The 16,640-nt window shown below is 67.2% G+C and carries 20 protein-coding genes; 8 read left to right on the forward strand and 12 right to left on the reverse strand.

Annotated elements, in window-relative coordinates; translation table 11 throughout:
• A partial coding sequence (locus AC5592_RS25770) for an aldehyde dehydrogenase family protein (protein WP_157122195.1) occupies nt 1-673 on the reverse strand: 673 nt, incomplete at its 3' end.
• A 146-nt stretch (nt 674-819) separates the two neighbouring features.
• On the opposite strand from AC5592_RS25770, the gene AC5592_RS25775 reads away from it, so the two are divergent.
• Nucleotides 820-1,671 carry an SOS response-associated peptidase gene (locus tag AC5592_RS25775; protein WP_063065680.1) on the forward strand — a complete coding sequence of 284 codons (852 nt, stop codon included), beginning with the start codon at nt 820-822 and terminating at the stop codon, nt 1,669-1,671.
• A 27-nt stretch (nt 1,672-1,698) separates the two neighbouring features.
• Here the strand turns inward: AC5592_RS25775 and AC5592_RS25780 are convergent, their stop codons facing one another.
• The 4 genes from AC5592_RS25780 to ybaK form a co-directional block, all read right to left on the reverse strand.
• A complete protein-coding gene (locus tag AC5592_RS25780) occupies nt 1,699-2,040 on the reverse strand; it encodes a hypothetical protein (protein WP_063065681.1) in 342 nt (113 codons plus the stop codon).
• 147 nt (nt 2,041-2,187) lie between these two features.
• Nucleotides 2,188-3,801 carry an MDR family MFS transporter gene (locus tag AC5592_RS25785; RefSeq protein ID WP_084507158.1) on the reverse strand — a complete coding sequence of 538 codons (1,614 nt, stop codon included), beginning with the start codon at nt 3,799-3,801 and terminating at the stop codon, nt 2,188-2,190.
• Nucleotides 3,802-3,878: 77 nt separating this feature from the next.
• Nucleotides 3,879-4,379 carry a MarR family winged helix-turn-helix transcriptional regulator gene (locus AC5592_RS25790; RefSeq protein WP_036504507.1) on the reverse strand — a complete coding sequence of 167 codons (501 nt, stop codon included), beginning with the start codon at nt 4,377-4,379 and terminating at the stop codon, nt 3,879-3,881.
• Between the two features lie 142 nt (nt 4,380-4,521).
• Nucleotides 4,522-5,010: a Cys-tRNA(Pro) deacylase gene (ybaK, locus tag AC5592_RS25795; RefSeq protein ID WP_063065705.1), complete on the reverse strand. Its 489-nt coding sequence runs from the start codon at nt 5,008-5,010 to the stop codon at nt 4,522-4,524.
• A gap of 464 nt (nt 5,011-5,474) precedes the next feature.
• Between ybaK and AC5592_RS25800 the strand changes: the two genes are divergently transcribed.
• Together AC5592_RS25800 and rsrA are read left to right on the forward strand one after the other, a co-directional pair.
• The gene (locus AC5592_RS25800) at nt 5,475-6,107 is read left to right on the forward strand and encodes a sigma-70 family RNA polymerase sigma factor (protein WP_051024905.1); all 633 of its coding nucleotides are present in this window, start codon (nt 5,475-5,477) and stop codon (nt 6,105-6,107) included.
• A gap of 44 nt (nt 6,108-6,151) precedes the next feature.
• Entirely contained in the window at nt 6,152-6,418 is a 267-nt protein-coding gene (gene rsrA / locus AC5592_RS25805) for a mycothiol system anti-sigma-R factor (protein WP_036504643.1), read from the forward strand.
• A 105-nt stretch (nt 6,419-6,523) separates the two neighbouring features.
• Here rsrA and AC5592_RS25810 read toward each other — a convergent pair whose 3' ends face one another.
• Together AC5592_RS25810 and AC5592_RS25815 are read right to left on the reverse strand one after the other, a co-directional pair.
• Nucleotides 6,524-6,598 carry a 50S ribosomal protein bL37 gene (locus AC5592_RS25810; RefSeq protein ID WP_369801531.1) on the reverse strand — a complete coding sequence of 25 codons (75 nt, stop codon included), beginning with the start codon at nt 6,596-6,598 and terminating at the stop codon, nt 6,524-6,526.
• A 155-nt stretch (nt 6,599-6,753) separates the two neighbouring features.
• Nucleotides 6,754-7,377, reverse strand: coding sequence for a TetR/AcrR family transcriptional regulator (locus AC5592_RS25815; RefSeq protein WP_232329553.1), 624 nt, complete (start codon nt 7,375-7,377; stop codon nt 6,754-6,756).
• Nucleotides 7,378-7,476: 99 nt separating this feature from the next.
• Between AC5592_RS25815 and AC5592_RS25820 the strand changes: the two genes are divergently transcribed.
• The 3 genes from AC5592_RS25820 to AC5592_RS25830 all read left to right on the forward strand — a co-directional run bounded on the left by AC5592_RS25820 (nt 7,477) and on the right by AC5592_RS25830 (nt 10,714).
• Nucleotides 7,477-8,439, forward strand: a complete 963-nt coding sequence (locus AC5592_RS25820; RefSeq protein WP_063065683.1) for a zinc-binding dehydrogenase — start codon at nt 7,477-7,479, stop codon at nt 8,437-8,439.
• 139 nt (nt 8,440-8,578) lie between these two features.
• On the forward strand, nt 8,579-9,217 hold the full coding sequence (locus AC5592_RS25825) for a TetR/AcrR family transcriptional regulator (protein WP_063065684.1): 639 nt from the start codon (nt 8,579-8,581) through the stop codon (nt 9,215-9,217).
• Nucleotides 9,218-9,352: 135 nt separating this feature from the next.
• Nucleotides 9,353-10,714: an NAD(P)/FAD-dependent oxidoreductase gene (locus tag AC5592_RS25830; RefSeq protein ID WP_063065685.1), complete on the forward strand. Its 1,362-nt coding sequence runs from the start codon at nt 9,353-9,355 to the stop codon at nt 10,712-10,714.
• Between the two features lie 42 nt (nt 10,715-10,756).
• Here AC5592_RS25830 and tsaA read toward each other — a convergent pair whose 3' ends face one another.
• The gene (gene tsaA / locus AC5592_RS25835) at nt 10,757-11,170 is read right to left on the reverse strand and encodes a tRNA (N6-threonylcarbamoyladenosine(37)-N6)-methyltransferase TrmO (RefSeq protein WP_063065686.1); all 414 of its coding nucleotides are present in this window, start codon (nt 11,168-11,170) and stop codon (nt 10,757-10,759) included.
• A gap of 280 nt (nt 11,171-11,450) precedes the next feature.
• Here tsaA and AC5592_RS25840 point away from each other — a divergent pair, with 280 nt between their 5' ends.
• Nucleotides 11,451-11,768 (forward strand): hypothetical protein, encoded by a 318-nt coding sequence (locus tag AC5592_RS25840; protein WP_036498860.1) that lies wholly within the window; start codon nt 11,451-11,453, stop codon nt 11,766-11,768.
• A gap of 57 nt (nt 11,769-11,825) precedes the next feature.
• Here the strand turns inward: AC5592_RS25840 and AC5592_RS25845 are convergent, their stop codons facing one another.
• Together AC5592_RS25845 and AC5592_RS25850 are read right to left on the reverse strand one after the other, a co-directional pair.
• Entirely contained in the window at nt 11,826-12,317 is a 492-nt protein-coding gene (locus AC5592_RS25845) for a helix-turn-helix domain-containing protein (protein WP_063065687.1), read from the reverse strand.
• Between the two features lie 367 nt (nt 12,318-12,684).
• Nucleotides 12,685-13,110, reverse strand: a complete 426-nt coding sequence (locus tag AC5592_RS25850) for a MarR family winged helix-turn-helix transcriptional regulator (RefSeq protein ID WP_063065688.1) — start codon at nt 13,108-13,110, stop codon at nt 12,685-12,687.
• A gap of 112 nt (nt 13,111-13,222) precedes the next feature.
• On the opposite strand from AC5592_RS25850, the gene AC5592_RS25855 reads away from it, so the two are divergent.
• A complete protein-coding gene (locus tag AC5592_RS25855) occupies nt 13,223-14,350 on the forward strand; it encodes an NADH:flavin oxidoreductase (RefSeq protein WP_063065689.1) in 1,128 nt (375 codons plus the stop codon).
• 144 nt (nt 14,351-14,494) lie between these two features.
• On the opposite strand, the gene AC5592_RS25860 is transcribed toward AC5592_RS25855, so the two are convergent.
• Entirely contained in the window at nt 14,495-15,841 is a 1,347-nt protein-coding gene (locus AC5592_RS25860; RefSeq protein WP_036498872.1) for an NAD(P)/FAD-dependent oxidoreductase, read from the reverse strand.
• A gap of 90 nt (nt 15,842-15,931) precedes the next feature.
• Complete coding sequence (locus AC5592_RS25865; RefSeq protein ID WP_063065690.1) at nt 15,932-16,630, reverse strand: hypothetical protein; 699 nt, start codon at nt 16,628-16,630, stop codon at nt 15,932-15,934.
• Nucleotides 16,631-16,640 lie beyond the last annotated feature (10 nt).

Genomic DNA, 16,640 nt, shown 5'->3' on the forward strand with positions numbered 1-16,640 from the left:
CCCCGGCGCGCACCAGCGCGGCACCGGTCGCGCCGAAGCCGTTGATCGTGACGAAAACGCCCTCGGGCAGGCCGGGGTTGGCGTCCACGAAGGCCTGGCCGACGAAGTTACCGATCGCGGTGGAGTATTCGCTCGGCTTGAACACCACGGTGTTGCCGGCGGCCAGCGCGTAGGCGAGCGAGCCGTTGGGGGTGTAGACGGGGTAGTTCCACGGGCCGATCACCCCGACCACGCCCAGCGGCCGCTGTTCGATCGACGCCGCGAAGTTCGACATCAGGGCGCCGGGTGAGACCTTCTTCGGTTTGAGGACCTTCTCGGCGTTCTTGGCGGCCCAGGCGATGTGTTCGAGGGCCAGCATCAATTCCAGGTACGCGTCGTCGCGCGGTTTGCCGTTTTCGGCGTGGATGAGATCGCAGAATTCGTCGGCACGGGCGACGAGGCGGCTGGACCAGCGCAGCAGCGCTCGCTTGCGATCGGCGAAGCTGAGGCCGCCCCAGGTCGCGGCGGCCGCGCGGGCCTTGGTGACGGCCGCGCGCACCGCCTCGTCGTCGGCGATGGGGTGCGTGGCGATGACCTCGCCCGTGGCCGGATTGAGTGAGGAGAGCTCGGTGGGCCGAGCGGATTCGGCTGCCTGCGCCGACGCGGTGGTGGCGGTGGACTCGGTGGTGGACATGGTGCGGCGACCCCTAATGAGAGAGTTGTGGCAAAAAGTTCTCACATTCGCGATGTGATGTCAATCGCCTTCAGTTGGATTCGTCTCGTTGTGCGGGTAAGGCCGAGCCTACGGATTCTGTCGGTCCGCGATGGCAGCATGGAGATATGTGCGGCAGATATGCGACCACGGCGAATCCGGCCCGGCTGGCGGTCGAACTCGATGCCCTCGACGAGACCGCCGACGGGGCGCCGAGTGGCGATTCCGCCCGAGGAAAAGCGGCGCCCGGCGGTGATGGTGACAAGGGCGGTAGATCCGGAGACGGCGCCAACTACAACGTCGCCCCGACGAATCAGATCCTCACGGTCGTTCGCCGCCACGACCACGACCACCCCGACGACGACCCCGCCCTGCGGATTCGCCGCATGCGCTGGGGTCTGATCCCGGTGTGGACCAAGGCCGCCGAACCAGGGGTTCCGGCCAAGGGCAAGCCGCTGTTCAATGCCCGCGCCGACCGTGCCGCCACCGCACCCTCGTTCCGGGATTCGGTGAAGAAGCGCCGCTGTCTGGTTCCGATGGACGGTTGGTACGAGTGGCTCACCGAACCGCATCCCACCGGGTCCGGCAAGGCCGTGAAGCAGCCGTACTACATGTCGGATGCGGAGGGGAACCGGTTGTACATGGCCGGACTGTGGTCGGTGTGGCGGGATCCGGCACAGCGGGATATGGCCCCGCTGATGTCCTGCACGATCCTCACCACCGACGCGGTGGGCGATCTGGCCCGCATCCACGATCGGATGCCGCTGATGATGCCGCGCGAACACTGGGGCGCCTGGCTCGACCCCGACCATCCGGCGCCGCACGAACTACTGGAAACCCCTGAGCCGCAGGTGATTTCGTCGATCGTCGCGCGGCCGGTCTCGCCACTGGTGAATTCGGTGCGCAACAACGGTCCGCAGCTGCTGGATCCGGTGCCGGGCGCGGGCAGCGAACAGGCCGGGCAGATCAGCCTGATCTGAACCCGGCCCGGCGCTGTTCGCCTGCCGCTAGTCACATTTCACGGACGGTATCGCGATATTCAGCCCGCATTTCAGGACGTCGGCGCCCATCTCGACGATCTTCGTGGTGGTGTCGGTGGCCAGTTCGATGATGTCGGTGGTGGCGTGGCCGCCCAGCTTCTCGGCCTTTTCCGCCTGTGGATCCTGCTCCGGCGTGCCCGGATGTTCGGCGTCGCCGCCGAGCGGATAGTTCGGATCGTGGACGGGGACCGGCGCGCTCGGAGCAGCGCCGGCGGGCGCTGCCGTCAGCAGACCGGATCCCAGGGTGGTGAGCAGTGCGACGCCGGCGGTCGCGGCGAGCAGGCTACGTACGCGCGGACGATGAATCATTTCGCATCACATCCTCGGTTCGGAACGAATCGGGGGAGAACGAACTGCTCGACCAGTAACGCACAGAGACAGGTGAGCTTCCGGTAATTGGCGGGAATCGTGGGTGTGGCGCAGCGTGTCCGGCGGAGTGTTGCCGCCCGCGCCGGATCACCTCCGCGGAGTCGCCGCCGGATCCGGCTCCGCACTCGCCTGCAGCCCACCCGCCGTGCGTAGCGGCACTTCCTTCCAGAACACCACCAGCAGCAGCGCGATCCCGGCGATGGCCGTGACGGCGAGGAATACCGTATCCATCGAATCGGCGAAACCGACCTGGAACGGGCGGGCCAGCGTCGGATTCAACTGCTGGATCACCGAACTGTCGCTCATCACCTGGCCCGCTGCCGAAACATCGTGGGAAAGTAGGCCTTTCGACAGCGCCGCATCGGCCGGATTGCTGCTGTGCGCACCGTCGATCACCGCCTGCTGGTAGGCCGGTTGCGTTGCCGCACTGTGCAATTCGTCGCTGATATGCGGTGTCAGCTGTGCGAACAGGATGGACAGGAAGACCGCCACGCCCAAGGTGCCGCCGATCTGCCGGAAGAAGGTGGCCGCCGCGGTGGACACGCCCATATCCTTCGGCGGCAATGCGTTCTGCAATGCCAGCGTGAGCGGCTGCATGAGGTTGCCGAGGCCGAATCCGGTGATCGCCATGAAGATCATCACCAGCCACAGCGGGCTGTCGGCGCCGATCAGATGCAGCAGGAACAGTCCGAGCGTCAGCAGGCCGGCGCCGATCAGCGGGAAGATGCGGTAGCGGCCGGTGCGGGAGATGGTCTGACCCGCGATGACCGAGGCGGTCATCATGCCGAGCACCATGGGCAGCATCTGGAGTCCCGCGACCGTCGGACTCGATCCGCGCACCACCTGCAGATACTGCGGCAGCAGGGAGATCCCGCCGAACATGCCGGCGCCCACCACGAACGAAATGACCACGCCCAGAGCGAAGGTCGAATTCTTGAACATCCGCAGCGGAATCAGGGCCAGATCGCCGAGTTTCGCCTCGACCGCGACGAAGCCGAGAACGCCGACCACGCCGATCAGATAGCAGGCGATGGCGTCCGGGCTGCCCCAGCCCCATTCCCGGCCCTGCTCGGCCACGACCAGCAGTGGGACGATGCCGACCGCCAGCATCAGCACGCCCCACCAGTCGATCCGCACACCGGGATGCGGGCGCCGCGGTAGCTGCAGGACCTTGGTGACCACGGCGAAGGCGAGCAGTCCGATCGGGACGTTGACCAGGAACACCCAGCGCCAGCCGTCGATGCCCAGAATGGCCGGCTGACCGGCGAACAGGCCGCCCAGCACGGGCCCCACGACGCTCGAGGTGCCGAAGACGGCCAGGAAGTAGCCCTGATAGCGGGCGCGCTCACGCGGCGAGACGATATCGCCCATGATGGTCAGCGCCAGCGACATCAGCCCACCCGCGCCCAGCCCCTGGAATGCGCGGAAGGCGGCCAGCTCGTACATCGACTGAGCCATGGTGCACAGCAGCGACCCGGCGACGAAGATGGCGATCGCCGCCAGATAGAAGGGCTTGCGCCCGAACATGTCCGACAATTTCCCGTACAGCGGCGTGCTGAGGGTGGCGGTGATGAGGTAGGCGGTGGTGACCCACGCCTGCAGCGAATAGCCGCTGAGGTCGTCGGAAATGGTGCGGATGGCCGTGGACACGATGGTCTGGTCCAGTGAGGCCAGCAGCATGCCGAGGATCAGGCCGCTCATGATCACCAGCACCTGCCGGTGGGTGAAGCCCGCGGCGTTCGGGGTGGTGCCGGCCCCGGCCGGTGTGGTCGTCGTGGTCACGAATTCTTCTCCGTCGCAGGGCCTTCCGTGGGGGAGGGGAGGGTGAGTATCGCCGGTCGCGCGGCTTCGTAGTCGTCGACGAAGCGGTGCAGCAGGACCGCGAACTGCTCGCGGTCGGGGTCGTTCCAGTCGGTCAGAATGCGGCCGATCATCTCGTTGCGCCGCGCGCGCAGCTGGGCGGCCATCTCCTTGCCGGCGTCGGTGACGATCAGGACGCTGGCGCGGCCGTCGCTGGGATCGGCCTCGCGGCGCAACAGGCCCCGCTTGACCAGGGCCGCCACCTGGCGGCTGATCGTGGAAGCGTCGGAGTACATGGCCTCGGCCAGCGCGCCGGAGCGCATCGGGCCGTCCCACAGCAGGCGGAAGATGATGCGGTAGGCCGAGAGGTCGACATCGCCGTGCGAGGTCGCCGCCACCTGGGCGTTCGTCCGCTCCCGGATCCGCCCCAGCCGAATCAGCTGCTGGGCGATCTGATCGATCACCTGCTCGCTGTCCATGTATCGGACCTCCCGCTGTCGCCCGCTCGACCGCGTACCGGCCGAAAACTACTTGCATCAATCAACTATTTGTATACACCAACTAGTTGTTACATGCAAATATTTCCGATCCGCGTGGTCGGATCTCCCAGGCTGCGAGAAATCAGGCGACGACGGGCGCTGTGACCGCGCCGGTCAGCCGGATCAGCTCGGCGGGGTCGAGTTCGATCTCGAGCCCGCGCTTGCCGGCGCTGAAGAGGATGCGATCCCAGCTCAGGGCGGATTCGTCCACCACCGTGGGCAGTGCGCGCTTCTGTCCGAGCGGCGACACGCCGCCCAGGACGTAACCGGTGATGCGCTGGGCCTTCGCCTTGTCGGCCATGGCCGCCTTGGGTGCGCCCAGCGCCGCGGCCGCCGCCTTCAGCGACAGTGACTGCGGAACCGGGAGCACCGCGACCGCGGGCGTGCCGGTCGACAGTTCGATGACCAGCGTCTTGAAGATCTGAGCGGCCGTCACACCCACCCGCTCCGACAGAGCGGTGACGGCCTCCTCGCCGTAGGACTCGCTGCGCGGATCGTGCGGATAGGAATGCACCACATGGGGCACCTTCGCCTGGGTCAGCGCCCGGATCGCGGGTGTCGATGCGGCCATGCCGGTCACCCTAGCGGCGCCGGTTCACACCCGGCAATCGCATGTACGCCGGGTGTGACGCGTCCGGCGGGAACACAGTCGGGGTCGTGCATGTTGCACTGTTCCGCCAGCACAGCGCAGCTGCCTTCGCAGCCGCTCGAGATCGGAAAAGTTCGAAGGAGATGCCGGTGACCGTCCTCGTCGACGAACGCCCGGTAACGACCGGCGACTCGCTGTCGTACCCGCTGATCGACATCATCGTCCCGGACACCGGGTTCGATCGGCGACCCTCGCGCGCGGTAGATTCAGATGCTACGGCGACCGAAGGGACTTCCGTGACGAGCGACGACGAACTGGCGGCCGATCGCCCCCGCGGTGACACCGCGGGCGGTTCCCGACCGGAAGATATCGAGATCCCCGACGACCCGGTGGACGACGACACGGCGTCCGAGGATGCCGAGGCTCGCGACGCCGAGGACGCGGAGATCGACGGCGATTCGACCGTGCGCTCCACGGCCGACGAGGCCGAACTCGCGCGGCGTTTCGAGCGTGACGCGCTGCCGCTGCTGGATCAGCTCTACGGTGCGGCCCTGCGAATGACCCGCAACCCGGCCGACGCCGAGGATCTGGTGCAGGAGACCTTCGCCAAGGCATACCAGGGCTTCCGGTCCTTCCGGGAGGGCACCAACCTGCGGGCCTGGCTGTACCGGATCCTCACCAACACCTACATCAACTCCTATCGCAAGAAGCAGCGCCAGCCCGCGCAGTACCCCACCGACGAGATCACCGACTGGCAGCTCGCCGCCACGGCCGAGCACACCTCCACCGGTCTGCGCTCGGCGGAGATGGAGGCGTTGGAGGCGCTGCCCGACGACGACATCAAGGCGGCACTGCAGTCGCTGCCGGAGGAATTCCGGATGGCGGTGTACTACGCCGATGTGGAGGGCTTCCCCTACAAGGAGATTGCCGACATCATGGGGACCCCGATCGGCACCGTCATGTCCCGGCTGCACCGCGGGCGCAAACAGCTCAAGGGGCTGTTGGCCGATGTCGCGCACGAGCGGGGTTTCGATCGGAACCGAACGGGCAACGGGGCGCGTCAGGAGGTAACCCAGTGAGCACGAGTGGGCACGAGCACGACGATCGGGGTGCCGGGGACGAGATGGAACTGGACTGTTCGGCGGTACTCACCGACGTCTGGCTGATTCTCGACGGCGAATGCGACGAGGCCACGCGGGCGCGATTGCAGCACCACATGGACCATTGCTCGCCGTGTATCGAGGCATACGGTCTGGAAGAGAAGCTCAAGCGCCTGCTGAGTCGCAAATGCGGTGGGGATCGTGCCCCCGAATCCCTGCGCGAGCGGCTCACTCTCGACATCCGGCGGTCGATCACCATCACCGAAACCCGGGTCGAACGCGAGTCCTGACCGCACGAACGAATGCGGCACGCCATCCATGATGGCGTGCCGCATTGTCGTTTTCAGCAGTGCACCGAGTCCGCTGGGCGGTCCCGGGGCGCACGGCGCGACGGCTCAGGAGTTGGGCCGCTTGCCGTGGTTGGCCGCATTCTTACGGCGGCTGCGCTTCTTACGCCCACGCTTACCCATCGGTATCTCCCTTCTGACCACACCAGGCTGGGGTGAACCCGCCTCAGGTGCGAGTTCCTGGGAGGAAAGGTTACATGCGCCGCGCGCCCGCCCGGCAATCGGCCGGTGAGCGGCCGGAAAGCAGTGACCCGCGCCACCGCCGGTATCGGCGGGCGTCAGATGACCGCGGGTGCTACGCGCGCGACAGGGGGGAGTGGCGTGGTGTCGGCGGTGGTGGCGAAGGCTCGGATCACGAAGGCGGCGAAGCGGCGCGAGGCGGCGACCCGGGCGGCCGGCGAGCCGATGTGAATGCCTCGGTTGGCCAGGAGCATGAGGATCAGGTCGTCGACGACGAAGTCGGGCCGCAGCCGGCCGACGTCCTTCGCTCGATGTGCCAGTGTGGCAACGGCTTTCAGTGCGTATTCGCGTTCGGCGGTGAAATCCAGCGCGTGCGGAAAGGTGGCCGTGAAGGCTTCGGTGAAGCCTCGGCTGCGAGCGTGCAGTGCGAAGAGCTTCTCGATCACGAGGCAGAAGCCTCGCCACGCGTCCGGCTCCGCGAGTCCCTCGTCCACCACGGCCCGGCAGGCGTGCATCTGTTCCGCGAACGCCTCGGTGGCCAGGATCTGCTTGGTCGGGAAGCGCCGATACAGCGTGGCCGGGCCGACTCCCGCGCGGCGGGCGACCTCGCGCATCGGCACGTCCAAGCCCTCGGTCGCGAACAGGGCGCGAGCCGCTTCCAGGATGCGTTCGCGGTTGTCGCGGGCATCGGAGCGCAGGGGTTGAGGCAAATCGTCGGGCACCACTCTCACTTTAGCTAAACGGACGGGGGCGTCCGTTAGCGTCGAGCACAGCCCGGACGGCTCGACCGGTCCGGAATCGCTCGAAGCGAGGAAAGACGAGTGAAGGCAGTAGTCATCCAGACATTCGGACCCGCCGAGGGACTGGCCGTGGTCGATCTCCCTGCGCCGACGCCGGCCGCCGGACAGGTGCTGATCACCACCGAGGCGATCGGCGTCGGCGGGGTGGACGCCGTGATTCGCAGAGGCACGATCGGCGGCGACGGGTTCGAAGCCGGCCACGTTCCCGGCAGTGAAGTGGCGGGCACCGTCACCGCGGCCGGCGACGGTGTGGACACATCGTGGATCGGCCGGCGGGTGTGGGCCTTCACCGGCTTCGGCGGCGGGTATGCCGAACAGGCGAGCGCCCGGGTCGAGGACGTCCTCCCGCTGCCGCCGGACCTGTCCTCGGTCGATGCCGTGACGCTCGGGAGTTCCGGAGTGGTCGCCCATTTCGCCCTGGCCCACGCTCGTTTCTCTCCCGGTGAGTCGGTCCTGGTCCGGGGTGCGGCCGGCAGTATCGGGGTCACGGCCGTTCAACTCGCTGCCCGCGGCGCGGCCGGCGCGGTGGCGGTGACGACCTCGTCGGCGGACCGTGGCGACCGTTTGCGCGAACTCGGCGCGACCCACGTCCTGGACCGCTCGGGAAAGGGAGGTGCGGACGCTCCGGCGGGCTACGACGTCATCGTCGATGTCGTAGCCGGTGCGGACCTGCCCTCGTTCTTCGCCCGTCTGAATCCGAACGGCCGCATGGTGGCGGTCGGGATCGTGGGTGGCCACCCACCGGCGGACTTCGGTATGCAGATGATGACCGCGTTCCGAAAGTCGTTGTCCTTCGCCACTTTCAGCGCGGACACCGTCTCCGAATCCGACCGCCGCGCCGTCCGCGCGCAACAGTTCGCCGCCGCCGGGCGCGGCGAACTCCGCACGGTGGTCCACGAGATACTCCCGTTGGACGATGCCGTTCTCGCGCACCGGAAGATGGACGCGGGCGAAGTGTTCGGGCGAATAGTCCTCGCTCCGTAGGCGCGCCGGGGCGGGTGTTGCTTCGCGCGCCCTCGAGTGACGGGCTCCTCGAGGCGTAAGAGGGCGAAACCGGCGTGATCGTGCGGGTCGCGGTTGTGCCGAACCGGGGCGTCGGTACCGTGGGCGCAGGAGGTGCCAGGTGGTGGACAGACAGATGACGCAGGCCAGGCAGCAACGCCGGCGGGTGATCCTGGCCGCGGCGGCCGGTTTGTTCGCCGCGTGCGGGTATCGGGCCGCGGGCATGGAGGAGATCGCCTGCCGGGCCGGAATCAGCAAGCCCGTCCTGTACAAGTCGTTCTCGAGCAAGCTGGAACTGTATCTGGCCGTGCTGCACGAGGCGATGCAGGAACTGGAGGAGACGCTCACCGCCGCACTCGAACCCGCCGAGGGCATGCGATCGATCGTGGAGGCCTCGGTAGCGGCGGTGTTCGACTTCGCCGACATCCGGCCACGCAGTGCCGCCCTGCTGGCCGGCGCCGCCGTGGCCGACGAACCGTCGGCGCAGCGCATCGCGCACCAGGCCGCCACCATCTGTATCGAGACGCTCGCCCGGGCGCTGGCGCCGCATCCGCTGCCGCGCGCGGAACACGGCTGGCTGATCACGGCCGAGTTGGTCGCGATCGCTCAGTCGTGTGCGCGGGACTGGGTCGCGACCGGCAAACCCCTGCCCAAACACGAGGCCGTCGCCACGACCGCCAGCCTGTGCTGGACCGGTCTGGCCGGTGTTCAGCTGGCGCCGCAGCCCCCGGCCCGCCCGGTCCCGGACGCCACGGCGTAGCGGGCGAACCGCCCCGGCGATCGATTGTCGCCGGTGATGTGTTGAGCCGATTCGTCTTTCGCCGTCACGACCACGGCCTCGGCCCGGCCGATGAACTCGGACCTGCGTCTTCTGTGCGATCAGTAGAGTGAATTCGTGAGTCCCGCGAAGATCGTGATCATCGGCGGTGGTTTCTCCGGCGTCGAATGTGCCCGTTACCTGGAGCGTCATCTCGGCCCCGACGAAGCGTTCATCCAACTCGTCACACCGGATGCGGGGCTGCTGTATCTGCCGCTGCTGCCGCAGGTCGCCTCGGGTGTGCTGAATCCGCGGTCGATCACGGTGTCGCTGCGGCGGGTGCTGCGCCGCACCGAGGTTGTTCCGGGCATGGCGATCGGGGTGCATCCGGATACCCGGCAGGTCGTGGTGCGCGGATCCGCCGGCACCGAAAGTGCCCTCGACTACGACCATCTGGTGCTCGTTCCGGGCAGCATCACCCGCGTCCTCGACGTGCCCGGCCTCGACGAGTACGGATTCGGGATGAAGACGCTCGCCGAGGCCATGTTCCTGCGTGACCACGTCCTGCAGCAGTTGGACATCGCGGCGGTGCGCGGCGGTGAGGAGGAAGACCGGGAGCGCCTGAACTTCGTCACCATCGGCGCTGGATACGCCGGCACCGAGACCGCGGCCGTGCTCAACAAGGTCACCCGGGCCGCCGCGCGCCGGTATTTCCCGAAGCTGGAATCCGGCATGGTGCGCTGGCATCTGGTCACACACGGCGACCGGATCATGCCCGAACTCGGACAGCGACTCGGAGAACAGGCCAAGCGGAATCTGGCCGACCGCGGCATCGAACTCATCACCGGCGCGGCGGCGAAAGAGGTTACCGCCCATGGTGTTCAGCTCACCAACGGCCGCTTCATCCCGACGCGGACGGTGTTGTGGACCGCAGGTGTCGTCCCCAGCCCCCTCGCCGGACATCTGGGCGCGGCGACGACGAAGGGCCGCATTGTCGCCGAGGCCGATTTCACCGTGCCGGGCCTCACCGGTGTGTGGGCCTGTGGCGATGCGGCGGCGGTTCCCGACCTGACCGCCGATGCGGGCACGCTGTGCGCTCCCACCGCGCAGCACGCCATGCGCCAGGGCCGCCACCTCGGTAGGAATCTGGTGACCGCGCTGCGTGGCGGACGGCCCACGCCGTACCGGCATCAGGACCTCGGCATGGTGGTCGACCTCGGCGGCGCCGACGCGGTGGCGCGCCCGCTGAAGATCGGATTGCGCGGTATCCCAGCACAATTCGTCACGCGCGGCTATCACCTGATGGCTCTGCGCACGCTGGTCGCCCGCGCTCGGGTGGCCTTCGACTGGACCGTGCACGGCCTCAGCGGCGACGACTTCCTGCGCATCGGCTACGGCGACTACACCACCCACACCATCGGCGGTTTCGAGCAGACCGGATGCTATCTGCCGGCCGAAGAAGTCCCGCGCACCTTGAAAGCCCTCTGCGACAACGACTGACCGCGGCACCCCGCCAGGGGCCGGCCGGCGATCGCCCTCATCTCACCGGTCAGCCGCGGACGCGGCCAGAACGGGCTTGATGTCGAGAACCGGAGTCCCGTCGAAGGCTTCCAGGTGCGCGACGCGGATCCGGGTGCCGCCGATGGACAGGATCCGGACCTCGTGCAGCCCGATCGGGTTGGGACGGTGTGGTGCCCGCGTGCTGAAGACACCGTTGAGGGGTCGGCTCGTGTCACCTCGGGGGTGGACCGCCAGAGTCTCCCGGTCGGCGCGGTCGAGCCAGGTCAGCAGCACCAGGTCCATACCCGGCGCGAGGCCTTCCAGCGCTTCGGCGTAACGGTCGTCGAGCACCACCCAGGCCGGTGGGGCGCCCTCGTCGGGCTGGCGCGGTGCGGTAGCGCGGTCCGTGAGCTCGGATTCGACGGAGCCGATCGGGCGCAGCAGGTAGTCGGTCACCGCACCAGTGTGAAACCGCCCGCCGAATCCTGCTGGGTGATCGCCGCTTTCCGCCGAACGGGATCACGATGCGATCCGGCGGCTCGGGATGAAGCACCACGCGTTGGAAAACGCTGTGGGTCAACTTCTGGCGATCGCGCCGAGAGCGCCTCCGGCGGCGGGAGTAGGTCGACCAACGGCCAAATCCCGCTGCCATGTTCATCGGTCGCGCGCACCGACGGGCGTAACGTCCGCGAATCTCCAGCGATCTTTCATGCACAACTGCTCAGGAGGTTTCGACATGATTTTCGCGAAGCGACTCGCGGCCAGTGCGGTCATTACCGGGGCGACCGCTGCCGCCGCGCTTGTCGGCGGTGGTGTGGCCAACGCCGATGTACCGGTGTGGCAGGCGAACTGTCACGTCTACAACATCTTCAACACCGGCGGGATGGCCAATTGCGAGCTGCCTACCTGGCAGCAAGTGAAGCTCACCTGCGTCGCGTGGCCCGTTCCGTTCACCTACTGGAAGTACGGCCCGGTGCAGTACGGTCAGAACCAGTCGTGGGCCAGTTGCGACTCGCCGAACGCATTGGTGCGCGTCGAGGTCATCCAGGCGTAAACGCCAAGTGCGCCCGACGTTTTCGTTCGCCGGCAGCCGGCTCGCCGGCGGAATCCGCTACGGCCCGTAGAGTTCGGCGCGCATCTGCTCCGGACTCCGGCCGTACCGGCGCTGAAAGGCTTCGCGGAAGCGGCGTATCGTGGTGAACCCGGTCTGGTGGGCGACCGTGTCCATGTCCACCGGCAGGGGTGACGACAGGCGCCGGCGCGCACGCTCGAGGCGAATCGTGCGCAGCAGTGGCTCGTCCTGACGCATCACCAGCGGTGATCCCCAATGGAAGAACGCCAGCCTGCCGGGAGCGACGACCTCCGCGGCGTCACCCTGCGCGAACTTGAATTCCCCGCGTAGTGGCAGCAGCAACCGGTAGCTGTCGTCGCCGTCGCCCCGCACATCTCGTCCGGTTCTGCGGTAGTGCACGACGGTGTCGCCGAACGCCAATCCCACCGACCCCTGTCGGCTCCGCAGGTAATGGTGCCAGGACTCGATCCGCTCGGCGGGCGTCTCGGCGGTCGCCGACGATTCCTCCTCCCACCGATACTCCGAATCCACCAGAGATTCCCTTTCGCGCCCAGCCGCAGAACGACGTCAAACTATCAAGTCGGGCACGGTGGGTCCGGCCTGAGCGCGGATCTCCCCTCCTACATGCGGATCCGCGTTCACCTGCCACGACCGCCCTGGACGCACGAAAAACGTTAGCCGCCAACGCATCCGATTTCTGGCAAGTTCGCGGCGCATTCTGGCGACACGAGCGTGGCGATGTGACCGAGAATCCGGCGATCTCGTCGAGGGCGCCGCCATGGCGGGTGTAGTGGATACCGCCGAACAATCCGATGATTGCCGCCGCGGCGACAATGGCTTCCGAAGTAGCTGTCCTGCAAGGGATTCGGCGCTGTCCCGGCCGAGCCCTCGTCGAGCGTCAGGGTTGGACGAAGACCCGTTCCAGGAGTGTGTGCAGACGATCACGGTCCTCGTCGCCGAGTCTGCTCAGGCCTTCTCGGGTCTGATGCATTTTCGCGCGGATCGCGTCGACGGCACGCTCGCCCTCGGGGGTGATGACCAGATTGGTGACGCGGCGGTCGGTTGCGCTGGCCTCCCGTCGCACGAGACCCCGCTTCGCCAGCCGGTCGATGATCCCGGTGACGTTGGACGCATCACACGCCAGGGTCTCGGCCAGGGTGCGCATCGCGGCGGGGCCCCGGCGCAGCACCGTCAATGTCTTGCCCTGACTCGCCGTGAGGTTCTCACTCGCCGCTGCGACCGTGAATTCGCTGTAGTAGACGCCCAGCGACACCGAAAGCAGCTCCATGAGCTGGGCGGTGTCGATGCGCGGAACCTCGGCCATGCAATTCATCCTACGTCCTGAAACTTGACCATCTCAACTATTCACCCCTACCGTGGGTAATGCTTGAGGTTATCAACCATCAAAGTTGTCAAGTTTCTACGAGGAGTACCCAGTGACCGTCACCGTGTCCGACACCTCCCGCGCAGCGGAAATCCTGTCCCGGCCCGTTTCGCTGAACGGCCTGACCGTCCCCAATCGCATCGTGATGGCGCCGATGACGCGCATGTTCTCCCCGGGCGGCATCCCCGGTGACGACGTGCGGTCCTACTATGCGCGCCGCGCCGCCGCCGGTGTCGGTCTCATCGTCACCGAGGGGACCTACGTCGGCCACGAGTCGGCCGGTCAGAGTGATCGGGTTCCGCGATTCCACGGTGCGGAGCAGTTGGCGGGCTGGGCGAAGGTCGCCGCGGACGTGCACGCCGCCGGCGGCACGATCGTGCCGCAGCTGTGGCATATCGGCATGGTCCGCAATCGCGGCGAACAGCCTTACCCCGATGCCCCGGCCATGGGCCCCTCCGGTATCCGTGTCGACGGCACCGAGCCAACCGGTGAAGCGATGACGCAGCGCGATCTCGACGACGTCATCGCCGCGTTCGCCGAGGCCGCCGCGGACGCCGAGCGGATCGGTTTCGACGGCGTCGAACTGCACGGCGCCCACGGCTATCTCGTCGATCAGTTCCTGTGGGCGCACACGAACCGCCGTACCGACGCCTACGGTGGAGATCCGGTGGCGCGCACCAGGTTCGCGGCCGAGATCGTGGCCGCGGTCCGCGCGGCCGTATCGCCCGATTTCCCGGTGATCTTCCGCTTCTCGCAGTGGAAGCAGGAGGCCTACAGCGCGCGGCTCGCCGAGACCCCGCAGGAGCTCGACGCCATCCTTGCGCCGCTCGCCGCTGCCGGTGTCGACGCCTTCCATGCCTCCACCCGCCGCTACTGGCTCCCGGAGTTCGACGGCTCGGACCTGAACCTCGCCGGTTGGACCAAGAAGCTCACCGGCAAGCCCACCATCACCGTCGGCTCGGTCGGCCTGGACGGCGACTTCCTCCACGCCTTCACGGGCAGAGGCGCCGAACTCGGCAGCCTCGACAACCTCCTCGACCGCTTCGAGCGTGACGAGTTCGACCTGGTCGCCGTCGGCCGCGCCCTCCTGCAGGACCCGGAATGGGCGGCCAAGGTCTTGAGCGGCCGGATCGATGAGCTGAAGGCCTACGATGCCGCGGCGCTGAAAACGCTGAGCTAGCAGCGGACCTGGAGGGCCCTGACCGGAATCGGCCCACCGCCGGGCTACGTCGCGTCGGTGTGAGCCGACTGATCCGGGGTACGCATCGCACAGAAGGCCGGTGAATGCCCCGGCTGACGAGTCCCGGACCCTACGCGTTCTCGCTCAGCTCACCGGCGCCGACCCACGCCGGGCGTTACGTCGGCTCCCGTTGACCAGATCGTTGAACCGATCGACGGCCCAGATGGTGCGTAAACCCAACGGGCCCATCATCATCGGGCGAGGGAACTTCGGCTTCTGCTGCCACAGCGCCTGCAGATCCTCGTGGGGTTTTCCGTCGACGATCATGTCCGCAATCAACGATCCCAGGTAGGGGGCCTGGGCCAACCCGTGGCCGTTGCAGGCGATCGAGTAGAAGACGTTGTCGTCGATTCGACCGGCGAGCGGCAGCCACGAGGAAGTGATCGCGATCCAGCCGCCCCACGCACGAGCGACCGACACGTCGGCCAGGGCCGGGAATCGTGTCGCGAAGGCGTGGGCGAGTTCGGCGACGAGCCCCGGATCCGGCTGCTTCGTGGGCAACGGGCCTTGTTTTCCTCGTTCGATCCGTCGAACGCCGAACACGATGGTGTTGCGCGACGTCAGCCGATAGTTCTCCATGAAGTTGTGCTGGGTGAACAGGCCGGCGCGGCTGGTCCACCCGAGGGCGGCCAGACGCGCGGGGTCGATCGGCTCGGTCTCCACCTCGATGACCCAGATGGGCACGGACAGATTCTTGGGAGTGATCGCCAGCTCGCCGCCGTATGCGTTCGTCGCGAGGACGACGGTGTCGGCATGCACCACACCGCCGGGTGTGCGGATGACGACGTGCCCGGCTTCCCGCGTGACGTCGGTGACCCGGGTCTGTTCGAAAACTCGCGCGCCGGAGGAGAAGACGGCACGGCGCACGCCCATGGTGAACTTGCCCGGATTCATCATTCCGCCGATGGCCTCGCGCATCCCACCGAGAAATCCACGAGGAATGCCCAGCTCCGCACTCGTGCCGAACTCGGCTTTCGCACCGGCCCGCTGCAGAATCTCGGCGACGCGCCGCGCGCGGCCCAGCTGTCCCCGCGAGACCGCCACGCCGACATTGCCTGTCGATTCGTACTCACAGTCGATGTCGTGCGTCTTGATCAGATCTTCGACGTGATGCTCGGCATGATCGGCGAATTGCACGATGCTGGGCAGCTTCTTCCGGTAGAGGAGATTCAACAGCTGAATGTCTCCGCCGGGGGCACCCGCCAGCTGTCCCGCATTGCGGGAACTGGCGCCGTGCCCACAGAATTCGGCCTCCAGCAGCACGACGTCTCGACCGCGCTCGGCCAGCCGCAACGCCGTCGACATACCGCTCAGGCCGCCGCCGACGACTGCGACCTCACAGGTGATGTCGTCTTCCAACGCCGGGCGGACGTCGCTGGGTGGGTCGATCCAGCCGGTGAAGGTGGTGTATTCGACGTTGTCGGTGTTCATTTCGATGATCCTTTTCGCATGGGTGGTGACGGCGGCACGCCATCGCCGGGCCTGCGGCCGGTGATGGCGTGCCGTTGAAATGCGGCCCTCTCAGGCCCCGGCAGCGCTCTGTTCCCGCCGAGCCGGCCGCGCGTCAGCCGCTTCGTTGTGGTTGTGCAGGGCGCGGTATCCGAGGAAGTACATCCACAATTGCGTGCCCCAGGTGGCCAGCGCGGCGGTGTAGAAGATCGTGCGGAGCTCGTCGTCACCGGGGATCGGGAAGAAGTCGTAGGTGATGGCGATGGCGAATCCGGCGGCGGTGGCCGCGAGAGTTCCGACGGTCTTCACCTTCTCGCCGACCGCCCACAGTCGGCCCGCGAAGTAGATGAGGAACAGCGACGTCGCAACGTTGACGACCACGTAGTAGGTGGCCGGTCCCAGCGCGAAGTGGGCGTGGAACTGCTGAAAGTACAGGCCGGCGATGGTGGCGAGCACGAAGACGCCGATGTCGGTGGCGAGCGTGGGCTTGTACCGGTGTGTGACGCGCATCAAGCCCATGACGAGGATCAGCGTGATGCCGACCGATCGGGAGAACGCGTCCAGGAAGCAGGCAAACTTGAACATGAGCCCGTCTTCGCTGCCCTTGATCGCGGACCAGATGAGGAAGTTGGTGCCCGACGTGGCGACGATCATCCATTCGAGGCCGAGCAGGTAGTTCTGGTAGCGCCGGATGAATTTCCATCCGTAGAAGAATCCGGCGAAGATCATCCACAGGTCGGCGACCATGAAGAGTAGTTCTTTGATTTCCATTGTCTCTCAA

This window comes from Nocardia violaceofusca NBRC 14427 (assembly GCF_963869435.1).
GTDB classification, from domain to species: domain Bacteria; phylum Actinomycetota; class Actinomycetes; order Mycobacteriales; family Mycobacteriaceae; genus Nocardia; species Nocardia aobensis.